This is a genomic window from Legionella sp. MW5194, assembly GCF_016864235.1.
In the GTDB taxonomy this organism is placed as follows: Bacteria; Pseudomonadota; Gammaproteobacteria; order Legionellales; family Legionellaceae; genus Legionella_C.
Window position 1 is genome coordinate 646,368 of sequence record NZ_CP045732.1, and the last position, 17,577, is coordinate 663,944.

Genomic DNA, 17,577 nt, shown 5'->3' on the forward strand with positions numbered 1-17,577 from the left:
CATCTCCTAATCGTTAAAAGGCGCAACAATTGCGTTTGCGCCAGATCAGATACCCAAAATCCTCGCCCTTAAACGGATATTCGTGCCCTGCCTCCCATAGGGTCGTAGCACGCCCAAGGGGATAACAGGCATTAGTAGTCGGTAAAGGATTGACCATTTGATAGCGGTAACGTGATTTGGGCAAAATAGGGGAATAATGAGTATGACAAATGGATTTTGCGCTGCTTGTCGAATCGTCAAGTCCTACTGTGTCTTCCAATAGTCCCTGGCGGTGCAGTTTAAAATTCATACGCTCAGACAGTAAGACTGATGCCTGAACCCCGCCAACATGTTCTTGCACATGCCCCGTTAAAGGGTACATGCTTCCCTGAGCTCCTGCGCACCAAAAGAGTTTGTCAATGGCACTGCCCAATAAAGCGGTACTTGAATCAGCAGCGCAAGCCGCTTGTGCGGGTAAACTACCAAACAATACCGCCTCAGGATTAATGACGAAACCCAGCTCATCGTCATTCCACATCACATCCAATTCACTCGGATAAGCAATGTCAAAGTCTCCTTTTTCAACACAAATCCCATCAGTTAACACATTCAACCAATACATCAATGGGAACTTGTACCAGTGCACGTGGTAAAATGATTGATTGGATAAATTACTATCTGTTTCCACCTGTCATTCAGCATGCTAAAGGGACCGTCGATCAGCAGCTAATGGGACCGCCTAAAATGTCAAAACGGTACCTATCAAACTTGTCCACTTTTAGTTAATTATACATGTTATTTTCGCTTTTTTGTTTCTCGCTCTCCTCTGTAACTGGGACCATCTAATGTAACCCGATATGAATTATGTCTTAATCTATCGATAGTGGCTGCAGCAAGTAATCGATTAGGGAAAGCAGAACCCCATTCGCTAAAGTCCAGATTGGATGTAATGATCGTTGATGCACGCTCATATCTTTCCGAGATTAGGTCGTGAAAATCCTCATCCTGGGGGTTGCGTAATGGTCTTAGTCCAAAATCATCGATGATTAGTAGTGGCATTTTCACCAGTTCTGAGAACTTTTTATCAAATCGACCTGATGCTCTAGCTGCTTGCAACTCATTAAAGAGTTGATTTTGCGAAAGCCAGAGTGTATCGATTCCTCTTTGTATCGCACAATGAGCTATGGCTTGAGCAATATGAGATTTCCCTGTTCCACAAGGTCCTACGATGAGAATGGGAACTTTTTCTGCAATAAATGAACACGAGATTAACTCCTGTATTTGAGCGCGATTGATTTTAAGGTTAAAGTCAAAATCGAATGATTCTATCGTCTTGTCACCACGGATACGTGCACGCTTCATTCGTGTTCTTAATTTTTTGTTTTCCCTTCCTAATAACTCATCTTGAAGCAGTAATCCCAGAAACTCAGGGTAGCTTAGCTTCTTTTCTATAGACTCACGGTTACGCAGCGGGATGTTCTCAGCAACATGCGATAACCGTAGTTGTTTTAACTGCGAAGATAGCTCGGGCATCGGGTTTATCATCATTTGTCTCCTGTTGTTTGTATTAGTGTAATAAGTGGGACGTATTCCGGCAGAACTTTCCCCCTACCGAATAGGGTTTGGCCAATGTTGTCGGTTCTTCCTCATGCGGTAAGGCTTGCTTTTCAGCCCCAACCTCTAGCATCGTCTTGATTGTTTTATAATGCACGCTTTGAAAAACAAGCGCTCTATGGCAAGCAGCCTCCAGACGGTCATCGCCATATTTTTTCCTAAGACCGAGAATGCTTTGTGCAGCCCGAAGATAATCTACGACTGAATCATTTAATAGTCCCTCAATAGCAATCACGCATTGGCTTCCAACTTCATGTGCTTGCTTTAGGCACCACTGGGCATCTCGCATCGAGTAAGCCAAAGCATTCGGTGGAAGGTGTTCTGGTATTGTATGTTTGGTGCCTGGTATTTCGAGTTTCGGATGGAGTGCTACCAGTTGATGATTGAAATACAGTCGGATAGTTGTATCCGTTGCTCTAAGCCAAAGCTCTTGCCGTGCGAGGCGATATGGACCTGAATATCGGCATTTCTTGTATTGCACATGGCAATCACCATGAAGCTTGACCTTTTCCCACGCCGCAAACTCGGGCGGATGGTTAGGCAGTTTTTTAAGAAGAGGTTGTTCAATTTCAAATAGAACCAAAGGCTTTTCATGAGTAGTGCCGTGGTTGCGCGCGCCAGCCTCTTGTATTAACCAGATCTTTAACTGCTCGTTCGCATCGTTTAAGCTTCTAAACTGGCGCAGTGGAACAAAGCGGTTTTTAACGTACTTAACCCCGGATTCAACTCGGCCTTTTTTCTGGGGATCATACGGAGGACATGGGGAAATAATAAAACCATAGCCTGATGCGCACTCCCCATATGCCTTTTGAACGCAAGGGTTGTGGTAACAAGCTTTCGTAATCGCACACTTCGCGTTATCTATAATTATTTTTTCTGGAACACCATTAAACCATTCAAAGGCACGCCGATGGCAGGCAAGCCATGTCTCAACATCCTGATGTAAGACCATTTCTGCATACATATGACGGCTCCAGGAGAGCACCATCACAAAGATCCAGGTCTTCTGTTCCTCTCCTTTGCCATCAGTAATTTTAGGTCCTTGCCCAAAGTCAACCTGTGCTGATTCGCCCGGTTTAAACTCTAATATCGTGGTGACCGCTCGTTGTTTTTCCTTGTAAGACTTGATATAGCGTTGAACAACGCTATAACTACTTTTAAAACCATGTTCTCGTTGTAAATGAGCATAGATAGTGCTGGCCTGAACGCCCTGTCTGGTCCATTCTTCAATCTTCACCCGGTATGGCTGTATGCTCAAAAAGCTATTGGCACTGCTCTTTTCAAAAAATAACGCCAGTTCCTGTTCTGTGGGGATTGACTTATCCTTTTCTAACCAGCCTTGCTCTATCGCAATGTCACGCACCCTCCTAAGCGTTTTTCTATCGGCAAGTTTGTCACGGGACAGCCCTCTGAGCGTAGCGCCTTGACGCAATTGGCTAATAATAATGATATATTCGTGCATCTCAAATCTCCGGTTTGACATCCATTTCCCCATTTATGAATAAACAGAGAAAAATTATGTTCATTTTTAACCAAAGTTTGATAGGTGGGGTGGTCCCTTTAGCTGCTGACAGCCCGGTCCCTTTATGTGATGACTAGGTGGTCCCATTAAGTGCTAATGGGGTGGTCCCTTTAGGTGATGACAAAGTGGTCCCATTAGGGTGCTGAATGACATCTTGTTGCAGCTTTAAAATTTTGGACTGTAGAGCTAAATTATTTCCATTTGATTGACGATGGGATTCAGAGCCGAGTTTTTCAATAATTTCGGCTTCGCTATGATCAATATAAATCGCGGGAGCGCCTCCAATCGAGGTAGAAGTAGAAATCTTTAGTCCGCGAGCTTTCAAAATAGAAGCATAGGAATCTATTGTGGCCTTATTTCTTGCTATCAATCGGTTAAGGTTGTTTGTTGTTTTTTCTTCGTCGTGATGCACTTCATATTTCTTAGAGGTAATTTCCAGTTTAGGGAAACTCAGTATTTGGTCTTCCTCATGGCGGATAAAATTTATCTCACCTTCGCGTAGGCCAAGTAAGGTGAGCATGATGTTTTGGAGTTCGCTTTTTTCTTTCATATACTTATGGCCAAACATGTTTCCTCCAAAGTTACCCTCGATAATCGCCAAAAAAGTAAAAAATTAGGCACCTATTCACCATATTTTGAATGCGTTAAGGAATAAGCCTGCAATAACAACTAAATAAGTGAAGATGTAATTCTTAACTAGTCCGCTAAGAAAATTTTATTTCCTATAGAATCATATAGTATTTTGTATTTATTATCATTTGCAATAATAGTACGAGAGTTAACAAGGGCACCAAATATTACTGATTTCGAATAAACATCCATCCCCGACTTAATCACCAAGCCGCCAAGCTCAATCTTACGCCGAGTATCCGCTCGGCGCTTTTTCAGTTTCTCCAGGGCGAGTGATTTTTCACAGCGGGCAATCAGCTGCTGCTGTTTTTGAATGTTGGTTTTAGTGGTCATGCTTAAGCTCCTTGGCAATTTTGGCAAAAACCAAATCCAGTTGCTTTAAGTCATAATGATGAAGCCCGTGTTTGTAGGCAAGCGTGCCGATTTCGAGCTTGTTTTTATGCTGCAATTGCTCAAGCTTTTTCTTGGCTTGTTCAATTTTATCCATGAGAGCATCTTCCATTTGCGATCGTGTCATTTTTGACATGGTCTCTCCGCAAAAGTAAGGATGTCGCTCAACAGCATACTGGCCCCGATCTCCAAAATCAATATCCTTTGAAATAAACAAGCGAAGCGCCTCATTCCATCCCGAAAGCGAAAAGCGAAGGGCGCAATATACAAACTTCGTTTGTGTTGCTAAGATAGCCGGCATGGCTATCGCTTTCGCTCGCGTATCAATACACACTCGCTCGAAAGGACACAGCGCAGTAGCCGCCAGTGCTTACCGCACAGCAAGCAAGCTATTTGATGAAAGAACAGGAACTCACTATGATTATTCCAGACGTAGAGAAGTCGTTTTTTCTGAAATCATGCTGCCTGAAGGAGCATCGGACAAATTTAAGCAACGTGAATTGCTCTGGAATGAAGTCGAGCGTGCCGAGACACGTAAGAATTCGCAATTGTGTAAAGATGTCGTTGTTGCCCTGCCCAAAGAATTAAGTACGATTGAACACATTGAATTAGCCCGCCGCTTTGCGCAAACCCATTTTGTCGATAATGGCCTGCCTTGCGATATCGCGATTCATGATGACAAGGATGGCAATCCCCATGCCCATATTCTGGTGACCTTGCGCCGATTGCGAGGCGAGCATTTTGCCAAACACAAGGCACGCGATTTAAATCCTACTTTTGCCAAGGGCATTGTAGTTGAAGGTGACTACTGGAATGAGCAATGGCGTTCTTTTCAAACCGATTATTTCCAAGAAAAGAAAATAGACCTGGCTGTTGATTTAAACCACCTCATCAGCGAAAAGCACGAAGGGCGAAATCGTGATGAAGGCAATCACTACCTTCGCGAAGAAAACCAACTCATTCGTGAAGCACGGGAAGAATTAGCCCTGCATGATTTGGATAATCTCTTAAATCAACTGTCATTAAGCCACAGCGTGTTTACCCGCAAGGACATTGAAAAGCTGTTGTTTAAAAGCATTCAATCGGATACCACCAGCACTGCTTATTTAAATCAAGTCGCGCAATTACTTGCCCATAAGGACGTTATCAGTCTTGGCGTGAATGACAGCGGCGTTGAATCGTTCACCACCCGCCATCAATACATTGCCGAGAGTCGACTGTTAAGTCATGTTGAGAAAATGCGCTTAAGACAGGGGCATGTTTATTCCTACCCAACGGAGGCCATTCTTAAAAATTACCCGCTCAATGACGAACAAAAAGAAGCGTTTCATTACATCACCCAGGGTAAAGACATCAGCGTACTCATTGGCCGCCCCGGTGTCGGTAAAAGCTATTTATTAAAACCGATTAAGGAATACTTTGAAGCCAACCGTTGTCGGGTGTTAGGCGCGTCACTCTCAGGAAAAGTCGCCAAAGCCCTGCAAGCAGAAACCGGCATTCAGTCCTCGACCATTGCCTCCTTGGCTTATCGACTGAGCCATAACCAGATGAAATTAAGGCGTAATGACGTGCTGATTATTGACGAAGCCGGCATGGTGGATTTTTCAAGTCTTGCCTATTTAATTGAGGCCGCCAGCAAGGCGAAAGCCAAAGTCATTTTAGTCGGTGACCCCGACCAGTTAAAGCCAATTAACAGGGGGGAGATTTTCAGAGGCATCGCCGCGCATACCGGCTATATCGAATTAGACCAAATCAGACGTCAACGTGATGAATGCGACCGTAAGGCCAGTATGAATTTAGCCAAAGGGGAAGTGAACAAGGCCATTGACCATTATGCCAACAAAGGCGCGATTCATTTCGCCGAGGTTGTGTCGGAATCACAGGATGCCATGGTTCACTCGTGGGCATATAGCATTCATCAGCTGAACGATTGCCAAAACAACATGATGCTGGCTTTCTCACGAGCCGCTGTGTATTCCCTCAATGAGCAGGCAAGGGAGCATTTAAAAAACAAGGGCATGGTTGGTCATCAGGATTTTGACTATTCAAGCGAAGGTGGCGAGAAGACTATCGCGTTGGCACAGGGTGAGCGCATACTGCTACGCCAAAATGACAAAAGCATTGGCATTCGGAATGGTGACTTAGCCACCATTCTTGCCATTGATAAGGAGAGTTTGACCGCGCAATTAGACAGTGGCGAACAAGTGATAATTCCTAAAACTTACCGGCATATCGAATACGGCTATGCGCTTACTGTTCATAAAGCGCAGGGCATGACCGTGGATAATGTCAAGGTACTTATCGACAGTCAATACTGGGATAGAAACTTAAATTTTGTCGCCTTAACGCGGCATCGTGATTCGGTGGCGGTGTATGCCAACCGACATCAGCATGATGACTTAGGTGCACTCACCAAAACCCTGTCACGCTCAGTGACGAAAGACAACGTCATCGACTGGCCACTGGATTTCGCCCTGCGCGCCGGATTTAACCCCGACAGCATGGTGGGCAAGGCGCTTAATCATATCGCAGGCGTTGGTCATAAGATTAAAGAGAAATTTAATTACCTGGCTAATTACGAAGAATACCTAAAGCAACAGCACGACAAGGCAAGAGCACTGTCAAAGCAGGAAAGGCGCTTAATTGCCAAGCAAGCCGCCGATTACATGGATGAACAATCAGCCTATTTAAAAATCAGACAACAAATCACCAAGGAAGCCAAACAGCAAAACATCAATATCAGTCAGCATCCGCAATTTCAAAATCTGTATGCCCAATCCCTTGCAAGGGATGAAAAAGCCCATCGACTATGGACAAACCATCACCAGCAATTGGCAGATAACCCCCATTTGAAGGAAGCTACCGTCTCGATTGAGAAAGCCAGTCTGCGCTATGAGCGTTATCAAACCATTGTTGCCGTTGCTCAGAAAAGTCATTGAAAGAGCAGGATATGCCGCAGTTGGAGAAGATTAGCTGGAAAACCGATGGTGTGCATATTTCGCAGGTGGCGAAGGAGTTTGGGCTTAAGCCGCAGCAGCTTTATAAGACTATTCAGGTTAGGCAGGCTGAGAAAGAGAAGATGGTGTTTAATGAACTTAAGCAGCAGTATCCTGACTTGGCTGAGTATGAAAAATTTACCCAAACGCTAGGACAAGTGAAAGGTTATAGATCGGAACAGACAGAAGCCCTATTACAAAAGAAGGTGCGAAGCATTGTCGGGAATGAAGCACTTCATAAGCTGCTTCAAGAAAAGCTTCCCTCTTTTGTATGTCATTTAGCTGGACGACACAGTGGCAAGGAGTTTTATATTGAAAAATAAATCCAATTGTTTTAGGTGAATGTCGCAATGCTCAATGGTTCAGTTAGCGGGGCAACTTAGATAAATTTCTGGATCTGTAAATAATTTTGTGTAATTAGTCATAGCATATAATCTGTCGGCACTGGATAGTGCTGACAAATATGATGAGAACAACTATGACTGAAGATATAGATGAATTGGCAAAAGAGATAGCCAGAAATTGCAAAACACCTGAAGATTTCACCGAGTTTTTCAAACAATTAAAAGACGAGGATTGGAAGCTGCTCTAGCCGGCGAGCTTACTGCACATCTGGGCTATGAAAAGCATGATAAAGGTGAATCACGCAAAGATAATTCTCGAAACGGTTACAGCAAAAAGAAAATTCATGTCAGTGAAGGTGAAATGGAAATTGCCGTACCTCGGGACCGCGCGGGCTCGTTCGAGCCGCAACTCATCCCCAAGCATGCCACTCGCTTTGACGGTCTTGATGAGAAAATTATTTCCTTTTATTCTCGTGGATTAAGCACCCGTGATATCAAGTCAGAGCTGGAAGAAATTTATGGGACTACCATTTCCCCAACGTTAATTTCCAATGTTACAGATGCTGTTTTGGCTGATGTGCGAGCCTGGCAATCAAGGCCTCTGGATAGCTGCTTTCCCATTGTTTATCTGGATTGTCTGGTGGTCAAGGTAAAGACGGATAAAGGCATTAACAATAAAGCCGTGTATTTGGCACTGGGTGTAAATACCCAAGGACATAAAGAACTACTTGGCATGTGGATTAGTCAAAATGAGGGTGCAAAATTCTGGCTTAATGTGCTGACTGATTTAAAAAACAGAGGTCTGGATGAGATATTTATTGCCTGTGTTGACGGCTTGACTGGTTTCCCGGAAGCCATCGAAACGGTCTACCCTTACGCCAAAGTTCAGCTTTGTATTGTCCATAAAATCCGCCAATCCCTGTCTTATGTGAGCTGGAAAGACCGCAAAATACTTGCCGCTGATTTAAAAAGCATCTACAGTGCAAATACGCTCATTGAGGCTGAAATGGCACTGGATGCTTTCTCTGCCAAATGGGATGACCAGTATCCGTCTATCAGCATCTCCTGGCGCAGGGATTGGGAACGGGTCATTCCTTTGTTTGATTATCCGGCGGATATTCGACGGGCAATTTATACCACCAATGCGAGTCATTGAATATGACCTTACGGAAAGTAATAAAAGACAAACGCATGTTTCCTTCTGATGAAGCCGTTTTTAAATTGCTCTATTTGGCAATTGAACGAATTTCTCAAAAGTAGACCATGCCGATTCATAACTGGAAACCAGCTATGAATCGCTTCATAATCGAATTCGGCGATAGAGTTACCGGATAACAGGACGGCTAGTTACACAGAATTCCGGACAGACTCTACTTTTAACTTCGGTTAAAAATGGGGGGATTACCGTATACCATACTGTGGATCAGGCAAAGCTCTTCACTCAACTCCTTTACGAGCTTCTGGTCAAGATTCAAACCATTCGCTTCAGAAAAATCACATAGGCCCTGTTGTATTTTGTCTTTTTCTAAGGAGGCGGCATTCTCCTCACTTTTTTCTAGCGACACTTGTGTAAAATGATAGGCCAAAGTATGTAGCACGTGTCCAGAATAGTCGACTCCTGGATAGTATTTTTTTATAATATCTCTCATCTTATTGTCTAAATACTCATCTATATCCGTTGGTATATTATGTTCTATAAAACCACCAATAAAATTATCAGGAAAGTAAGATCTTATTAGACAATCTCTTGTAGATTGATGGCTGTGTAACTTATCTTTGTATTGCTTAGTGGCGCAAGTTGCTGAGAATAGCATTGATGAGGGGTTTTGTATCCAATCATTAATCATCTTTTTTTGCACTGGGGTTTGCACTTGGTCAGAGATACCTCCGCCGATGGCTAATCCTTGTGGAGTAGTTTGATTTTTCCAGCCTAATAATACGCCCCCATTTGACATAAATTCTGAAGCTTTCCTAAGACTTTCCTCCACTGAAGAATTGTCCGCAGGGGCTGCTTGACCATTTTGGTATTTCATTGTGGTGATAGGAACAGTTCGATAGACATTCTGTAAATGTTTGTATTCATCTGTTGCCAATAATTCTTCGATTTTCTGAATTACCGCCGCTTGATTCGAGCCCTGTGTATTGGTTTTCCAACCGCCGTTTGCATAAGTTTTTAAAATTTCTTCTGTTTGAGCCTGATTAGCAGAATAAGTTATGCCAACAACTTTGGCCCCTTTTTCTTTGTGTATTCTACTTACTTCATTGAGTATCGTTTTTGCTTGGGCTTCAGCCGAAATAGCTGTACCGTTTTTTTCTTTGAAATTGACTTCAAATGGATTTATTTTTAGTGCTGACCATACGCCATTATTTTGGGAAATACTATTATTGTTACTTACGACTTGGGATGATGTTGGCGATCTCATCGACGGAATTGATTGAGCTGATTGGTGCATTTTGAACTCATCAATCAATACACTCATAGTGTCTCGTGGATTATGCCTACCATAATTTTCAATCTGGATGATCTTAAAGAAATACCTCGCTTTATCTTCTCCAATAATTACAGTATTACCATCAATTGGTGATGGTGTTGGTTGACTAAAATGCTTATCTCTAAAAGCTTCCGCTTCTTTTCGCGTATTAAAATTTATCTTAACTACATGCTTATGTGGTACATTCTTATCTCTGTCTAACTGAACAGATTGAAGAGCATATCCGAAAGTAATATTTTTAAAGCTTTTGGTCACATATTCCAATCCAGTTTCTCGTACCTGCTGTTGGCTAGATTGTTTCTGGATATTATTTTGCGATTGTATAGTTATTGTTTTTTGGTATTCCTGAAGTAAATTTTGGGCGCTTGTATGTCGTATATCTCCAGGTTTCCAACTGGAATTTTGGTTATCTCGATAAAGGACATGGGGCGTATCCTTTCCTAGGGTTTGACCTGGTTTGTAATATAATTGAAGATTCGCATTTTTATATCGCTCAATCACTGTATTACCATATTTATTAACAAAAATATTTAATTCTGCTGGCGATGAATCATAGCTTTTCTGTTGATTGGCATTTATTATTTGCTGATATGGTTTTTGCTCACTAAGTGGCATCTGGGATGGTTTAGGATGAATTAGAAAACTACTTGCCTCAATCCTCATATTTTTTAACGAGACCTTTTGCACTAGCGAGCCATCCAAATCGCTTGTATCGGGCTGATTAAGGCCCATATCCCTTCCTGCTTGTTTTCTAACCGCCTGTAATGATCTCTGAACGCCATTTTTATATTGATTGTCAGCAGTCATATAGAAGTCTCTTATCGTAGTCGTCTTAAATGTATCTAGAGATTGCAAGGGAGATTTGGCGCTTATTAGACCCTTTTCTACTATCATTGCGAAGGCTGTCTGTGAGTTTCCTAGAATGTTTTTACCATTTCCTGCTGGGCCAGTTCCCCACTCTTCCTCTGTTTTTTGACCACTCGCAAGACTACTTGTATCCTCAATGATGGTCGCAGGCCCATTTTGATCTCCAAAAGCCCATCCTAACTCTATTGCTTTATGAATACTTTCGCGGAACTTTTCAGATTGTTGATATTTGGCCGCATTAATTTGCATCTGAACTGATTTTTTTTCAACATCCCATTTTTCAGTATCAAATGGGTTATTTTTATCTACGTAGTATGCGGATTGTTCAGGTGGAATGTAATATTGACTTTGTGGATTCCTAATACCCCTAAGGATTTCCCCAGGGCTTTTTTGATCTTGCCAGGCTTTCAGTTTATCTGTTTTAGCCTGAGGTGTTAATTTTTGGAAATGCAAGTAGTGCTCTGACGTTGGAAACCAAAGTTCTCCGAGATGTGGGTCGAGAAATTTATAACCTTTGCCTTCATTATCATCAAAGTTACTCAAAGCAAAATTCTCTTTGCTTCGTTGATAACCGGAAACACAGACGTTGCTTCGATTCGGTGCCTGGCCATTGTTAAGATAAAGTTGTCCACCCATATTATTTGCCGTAAAGATAGCCCAATAGTTTTATTTTAGCACTACAATTAGCGAATTGTATTTCTAATAAGTGTAAACTTGAAAAATATTTGGGCGAATGGGCTTATAATAAATACGACAATCAAAGCAACATGTGCTAAGCAAAAGCTTCTAGGCAAATTGTAACTGCTGGTCTTGATTGAAACAGTTATAAGTTGAAACAGACCAGAAAGATACGCATAATAAAAAGGCAGCTTCCAGAAAAATTTACTGCTTTCATAAATACTTTGCCAAGTCAATTGCGCTATTTTCAGACTCACCGCTTAAAACTCGTTCAATTAGAGAATTTCAGAGTAAATATCTCCTCTTGACTAAGTGATTTTAAACAATCGAAGAGCTCCGATCGAGATAGCGAAACTTCTATAGGATCTAATCCCATCTGTGAACTTACAAGTTTGATCCGCACTGGCCCGCTTGGTTCATCCTGCACAACGGCAGTTATTTGATAAGAAGAGTCGACTTTATCCAGCGCTGATATGCCCAATTGACCTAATGATTTATTTAAAAGTGGTACGAGCTCTTCTGCTGAGTAGCCGTCCTCCAACATTTCCTGTGGCATTCTCAAAAGTAACAAATATAAATCCTCATTAGTTAAAGTAATGGAAATAGGTTTAGTATCCATATAAGCTGTTTCTGCCAGTAGTATATAGTGCTCTTCTTTCGGAATTAATTTTTGCAATAAATAACGGCCATCCTTCTTCACTTCATCAATTTCAGCAATCCCTGTTGATTTTACAGCAGTTAAAAATTTAAGCAGAGCTAGAGTATAATTTTCAATGCTATCAAGAAAAATAAAGGTTTTTTGTAAATTATCAGCCTGATTATCAGCAGTCGATGGCAGTATCGTTGATTCGACTGAGTGGGAGGAGGCACTAGTGAGATTAGGAGTGTCAGCCTCTGCAATGAGTTGTAAACACTCCCTCGCATCCGTACTGGCCCTGGCAAAAACCGGGAAATTATAATCCTCGGTCGAGGACATTAGTTGATTATCCTTCACTTGACAATAAACTCTATCTCCGGTGGCGTGGATACGTTGAGTAACCGTTTTTAATAACGCATTAAAGTGGCGTTGTTGGATGTCAGATTGAACAATAAGTGAGTCATGACCATTGGCTATGGCAATATTATATTGTGCCAAATGGTAGCACCGCATCAGATCCAATTTGTGCGCCAGATTCATGATGTGGAAAAGAGCTTGCTTTTTAGGGGTAATGTTTTTTGATTTTAAGTAATCTGGATTACCCATGTTGAGGATCAGTTCTGCGTATTTATTGACATCGTCCTTTGACATTTTGCCGCGTGCATACAGAGTGAACTGTTCAGCACATCGCTGGCGATACTCTCGGTATTTTTCCGGGTTGCTTTTAAAAGCAAGATCCGATTCGCGTCCAGAAACACTAAAAAGCATGCAAAGTTGCAGTTTCTTCAGTTCTTCACTATTGAGATTCTGGCAGAGCTGGCTTAATTTTGGTTTCGCAAATTGCTGGAAATACTCGACCACAAGTGGGATATAAGTGGCTACTCTGAGAGAGTGAGCCAAGCCATGATTAGGGCGATGGATTACCTGATTATCACGCGCCAATACAGCATCAGTGCTTTCCAGCTCAGTTTCTTTATAAGCCTTACTTAAGTGATGGGTATAGACATACCCCGCTTCCCTGATTAACCCAGATGAATTACCTATCTTAAGTTGCATAATAAGATGACTGATTTTAGTTGAGGCATCCTTCAACGGCTCATGTAACAAATTGGAGTCCCTTACTTTTTCAACAAGCTTTCCCATTTTCTTGTTAAGAGCCTCAAGCTTTGCTATTTTCTCACTGGTTTTATGCTTGTTGTCTTCAAACCAAAGAATGAGCTTATCCAATTGTTTTATCTGGTCCTGAAGCGCCACAATCTCCGTTTTTTTAATAGAATTACTAAGCGATTTCCATAATGAGAATGGCGTTTTCTGTGGAGGGGGAACCTGCCCTCTTAAATAATCGACTTGTTCACGAAGGGAAATAAGCTGTGTCCTGATCTCAGCATTGACAGTCGAGTAAGAAGAAGGATCAATACCATCAAGGCTTCTCACGACAAAAGCTTCAAATACCTTTCTGCCCTTGTCTTGGCTGAAGGAACCGAATGCTAATTGTGTGCCTGGAACAAGAAGAACCTCCTGCTCATCGCCTTTATAAGACAAATCCTGTACGCGCTTACCAATTCCATGGTGAGGTTGAGAAATCTTCAGCGTTGTGTCGGTGCCTGATAATTTCATGGCATTCATGTCTTCAGAAGAACTGATAAATCCATCCTGGCGTACGGGGATATGAGTTTCGATTGCTTTATGGCGTTGTTTCCATACGCTTTCAGGAATTCGATGACTACTCTCAGCGCGATAGACTTCCTGGAGGCTGCTGTCATCGGAATCATTAGGTAGTTCTAATCGGGTTAAACCATGAGCGGCAAGGCAACTGGCCAGAACAATTTCCTTCACTATCTCAGTTAATCTATCCGATGACAGTTCTTTAAAGCTTATATCACGCCCCTGAGTTCGTAAAAATGAATTAATTTCTTCATAGAAATTTGAGGTATACAGCGTTATTGCCAGTTTTTCGCCATACGTCAACTGTGTATAACGTTTGTTTTTATCAGCTTTTTCATAATCTTCTTGTCGGGGAATAAATACCCCCCCCTCTAGAGAGGGTTTATGGCTAGCGGTTTCAATAAACATTTCATAATGCTCGGAAACCTCGTCTGAAAAGGAAAAATGCTCGAAATCAGGCTGATGCATTAAAATTTGAGTTAGATTGAAGATCTGATCATTAAATACTACCTCCAACTCACCCAACACATTAAAGCGGCATTGAGCTTTCTGGGTCGGATTTAGAAATAATTTTACAATTGCTTCTAAATCTTTTGTGGCGTCACTCTTTAGTCTGGGTCCTTTTTTGAGATGCCCAAGCACTTTACTGTAAGACATTGATAAAAACTTAAACAAAATGACCTAGTATTATATTAGACCATTTAGTCCTAATTTCAATCAGATTGTGCTTCTGTAGATTATCCCGCTAAACTATATACGCTAAGTCTTTTGTATTATGGAATGGCTCTTAAGAATGGTTTTATAGCCCGCGACAGCACCATTGGTGCCCTCTTTTGCATAGGCACTTAATAGAAATCTTACAGACTTACGGGAGGCCTGAAATATTCAAAAAAAGAGGCTGACAAATTACCTCCGCTGAGTTTACTGTGCTTTTTCTGGGGGAAGATGGCAAAGGCAGGTTTATGCCAACATCTTTAACGAAATGTTGTGACGCTTTCTAAACAATGAATTTGTTTTATCTGCATGCATTTATGACGGGATCGACGCACCATGAAAATTGCACACTGAATAACCATTTAATCACAACAACCCCGTTCTTTGTTAATAGTGCTATTCCTGCTGAAATATAAGGCCATTATGGATGAAGTAGTTTAAAGGCTGGCTGTAGCTTAAATTTGCCGTAGGTTGTTTATGAAATTAAGGTTTTTTCTGCATTTCACTTCGTAATTCGGCACTCTCAAAACCTAATTGCTGCACGATGTCAGCAATTTTTTCATCGTCGTCACTAAATTTTCTTTTAAGAAATTCTAAAGCTGCAGCAGGAATTTCTTCCGCTAGACCATCATTTTCAAATCGGACAATATGCTCAAGGTTTTTTCCGTTTCCACAATCTATCGGGTATTTATCATTTCCCCCAAAATAAGTTGTTTTAAATCCCTCTTTGGCAAGTATAGTTTGGAACTCATTGGCATCCTCAGGACTGTCGAAAGCTATTTTAAGTGCTCCATTCATTGCGCCCCGTTCTACTAAAGGAATGCCAGAGTATTCTTTATTCATTTTTCCCATTCGATAAATTACCTTACTTAGTTCCTGATTTGAGTGAGGTAAGTTATTATTTTGATGATTGTAGGTCGAATAGGCTCGAGTGCTATCAGGCAGACTTTTGCTGAGGCTGATAAGGTCTGTGTGAGCGTAATTATGCGTCATAATGCCTCTAGCACGTTCAGATAAATCTCTGGGATCTTCAACGTTACTTGAAGAATTTAAAAGGTTACGCTTTTCCATCAACAGGATACCGAGTTTATTTCCAGCACCGTTATGTGGAGCAACTTGCCCTCCTTTTTTCCAACCCCAATTTCCATCTTGATTTTTATCACTTCGGCTTCCTGTATCCTCAATCAAGCAGGCATCACCTGTAGCAAGGAGGGCGTTCTGTACCCCGGGGATTTTTAGCTTTGCGTCAATTGCTCTCTCCATTGCTCTGTCGGCGTCCGAGTAATGATTCCACTTCTTTTTTTGGCCTACATTTCGTGCATTCTGAGCATCTCCACTTAGGATTTCATTCAAGTATGCCTTATCATTCGGATCTTTCTGATATTGAAAATAGTGTTCGACAGTAGGAAATGTTCTTTCACCATATGGCGTCATCATACGGATAGGCGTTTCAGCGTAATTAGAAAAAATACCCCATGCGTCACTTTCTCTATCAAATGCGACAATACTTACACTATCTGTCTTATTGCTACCTTTCAGCTTTGGATGATCCGAAGGACCAGTTAAACGTTTAATTGGCCCATTAAATGACTTTACTGACAAGGTCATACCATTATCCTCCGAATGAACGTATTCATAACATTGTATTTTGCATTAGAGTATCGCTGTCAAATGTTATTATAGACCTATTTGACACATGTATTATCTCTGGTTATGCTGCTTTAGCTTCATTAGCACACGTTATTCAATCTGCAAACTAACTCCAAAATAATGACTTTGGCAATTCAATTTGATTTGCTTGAATGCATTTTAAATCTTCTTTTTTTAAGAGAGGTGCATTCCATAAAACTGGTATCTGAGGTAACTTGCCGTGTTGGCAGGGCTTTTCTGACATTTCATTTTTAAACCATAGCAAACGCCAAAGCCAATCATTGGATTTAATTCCACTCAGCTTAGAATCATCTAATCCATGCTTTCGGTCCCTATTGACCCATCTCAATTTGTTTACTTCCCATGGAAGTAAGTGGGAACCACATTCTTTTACTGAAAGGACCTGGAAATCACTCTCATCACAAGTACTCTCTATCACTAGCCCTCGTGTTGCATGCGATAAAATGTGAGCTATAACCTCGTCGTGCAACTCATTTTTTAGCCTCCAAACAGTACGCATCTCCGCCCCCGTAATACTATTCTTTTTGCATAAGCTGCTGGTTTTGAAGCCACTATTCTGTAAATTCTCACCTATTTCGCCATCCTGTTGATTGAATGAGCCTTCTCCCGTTACTCTTTGCATAACAAAATACAGGGGTATTAAAGGTTCATCATGGTAATATCTTCTTATGTTTTCCTGAAGTACATCAACAACGCATCCTTTGCTTGGTTTTTTGTTCTGATTGGCATTGATTTCGCTGGGTTTTTCAAAGTCGCTATTCCATACACGCACCCCCACGTCATCAGACCCTAAAATCTGCTTTGTTTGTTCGAAATGATAGGTTATTTTATTTCCACCTTCCTTTGATTCGAAATATTTTTGAGCTTGTCTGTACCCCAAGAGCTCGCTTCCAAATATTGCTAGTTCATTCTGAGAATGAATAATTGGTTTTAGGATTTCATGAGTTGTTTTAGTCAATCCCTTCTTCCAAAGGTCAAATTCCATATTTTTCTGCTTATCTTTTTTCTGTTTTCTTTCATTCATCAATTTTATTGCTATATCAATGTCATTACATAAAAAATCATCATCTTCAGCATCATTTAGCAGTTTCTCATATTGATCTTGTGTCATTTTTGGTATTAAACTCAACATATTGCAACAGCCCTGAGTCATTGTGAGCTCCTCTTCATCTTCACAATCTTCTTCAATACTCTTTGAGTATTTTTCATACCAAGCCAATGCGAAAGGAATGTGTTTTTTTACAAACAGGAAATCGGTGCTGATTTTTCCAGATGAGACTTTAATTTCGTCATTATCTTCAAATTGAAGCCAAAGATAAAGAATGTTCTTAATTTTTTTCTTCATGATTAATTAGATTAAAGTCCTCACTCTCTTAAT

The 17,577-nt window shown here is 41.3% G+C and carries 12 protein-coding genes and 1 pseudogene; 3 read left to right on the forward strand and 10 right to left on the reverse strand.

Features of this window, described 5'->3' with window-relative positions; genetic code table 11:
• Positions 1-13 precede the first annotated feature (13 nt).
• From GH742_RS03090 to GH742_RS03115, 6 genes are all read right to left on the reverse strand, one after another.
• Positions 14-667 carry a TraU family protein gene (locus GH742_RS03090; RefSeq protein WP_239005261.1) on the reverse strand — a complete coding sequence of 218 codons (654 nt, stop codon included), beginning with the start codon at positions 665-667 and terminating at the stop codon, positions 14-16.
• 107 nt (positions 668-774) lie between these two features.
• A complete protein-coding gene (gene istB, locus GH742_RS03095; protein ID WP_272927805.1) occupies positions 775-1,527 on the reverse strand; it encodes an IS21-like element helper ATPase IstB in 753 nt (250 codons plus the stop codon).
• 19 nt (positions 1,528-1,546) lie between these two features.
• A complete protein-coding gene (istA, locus tag GH742_RS03100; RefSeq protein WP_151298575.1) occupies positions 1,547-3,055 on the reverse strand; it encodes an IS21 family transposase in 1,509 nt (502 codons plus the stop codon).
• A 133-nt stretch (positions 3,056-3,188) separates the two neighbouring features.
• A complete protein-coding gene (locus GH742_RS03105) occupies positions 3,189-3,665 on the reverse strand; it encodes a hypothetical protein (RefSeq protein WP_203456078.1) in 477 nt (158 codons plus the stop codon).
• A gap of 146 nt (positions 3,666-3,811) precedes the next feature.
• Complete coding sequence (locus GH742_RS03110; protein ID WP_203456079.1) at positions 3,812-4,078, reverse strand: conjugal transfer protein TraD; 267 nt, start codon at positions 4,076-4,078, stop codon at positions 3,812-3,814.
• Positions 4,068-4,271 carry a hypothetical protein gene (locus GH742_RS03115; RefSeq protein ID WP_108295101.1) on the reverse strand — a complete coding sequence of 68 codons (204 nt, stop codon included), beginning with the start codon at positions 4,269-4,271 and terminating at the stop codon, positions 4,068-4,070. Before GH742_RS03115 ends, GH742_RS03110 begins: the two co-directional genes overlap by 11 nt.
• A 163-nt stretch (positions 4,272-4,434) precedes the next feature.
• Here GH742_RS03115 and traA point away from each other — a divergent pair, with 163 nt between their 5' ends.
• The 3 genes and pseudogenes from traA to GH742_RS03130 all read left to right on the forward strand — a co-directional run bounded on the left by traA (position 4,435) and on the right by GH742_RS03130 (position 8,810).
• A complete protein-coding gene (gene traA, locus GH742_RS03120; RefSeq protein WP_203456080.1) occupies positions 4,435-7,074 on the forward strand; it encodes a Ti-type conjugative transfer relaxase TraA in 2,640 nt (879 codons plus the stop codon).
• Positions 7,071-7,454, forward strand: coding sequence for a hypothetical protein (locus tag GH742_RS03125; protein WP_203456081.1), 384 nt, complete (start codon positions 7,071-7,073; stop codon positions 7,452-7,454). Before traA ends, GH742_RS03125 begins: the two co-directional genes overlap by 4 nt.
• 143 nt (positions 7,455-7,597) lie before the next feature.
• Positions 7,598-8,810 (forward strand): annotated as a pseudogene (locus GH742_RS03130) (IS256 family transposase).
• A 41-nt stretch (positions 8,811-8,851) separates the two neighbouring features.
• On the opposite strand, the gene GH742_RS03135 reads toward GH742_RS03130, so the two are convergent.
• From GH742_RS03135 to GH742_RS03150, 4 genes are all read right to left on the reverse strand, one after another.
• A complete protein-coding gene (locus GH742_RS03135) occupies positions 8,852-11,470 on the reverse strand; it encodes a hypothetical protein (RefSeq protein WP_203456082.1) in 2,619 nt (872 codons plus the stop codon).
• 313 nt (positions 11,471-11,783) lie between these two features.
• The gene (locus GH742_RS03140; RefSeq protein ID WP_203456083.1) at positions 11,784-14,471 is read right to left on the reverse strand and encodes a SidE phosphodiesterase domain-containing protein; all 2,688 of its coding nucleotides are present in this window, start codon (positions 14,469-14,471) and stop codon (positions 11,784-11,786) included.
• Positions 14,472-15,011: 540 nt separating this feature from the next.
• Positions 15,012-16,136, reverse strand: coding sequence for an NADAR family protein (locus GH742_RS03145; RefSeq protein WP_203456084.1), 1,125 nt, complete (start codon positions 16,134-16,136; stop codon positions 15,012-15,014).
• Between the two features lie 148 nt (positions 16,137-16,284).
• A complete protein-coding gene (locus tag GH742_RS03150) occupies positions 16,285-17,544 on the reverse strand; it encodes a hypothetical protein (protein ID WP_203456085.1) in 1,260 nt (419 codons plus the stop codon).
• Positions 17,545-17,577 lie beyond the last annotated feature (33 nt).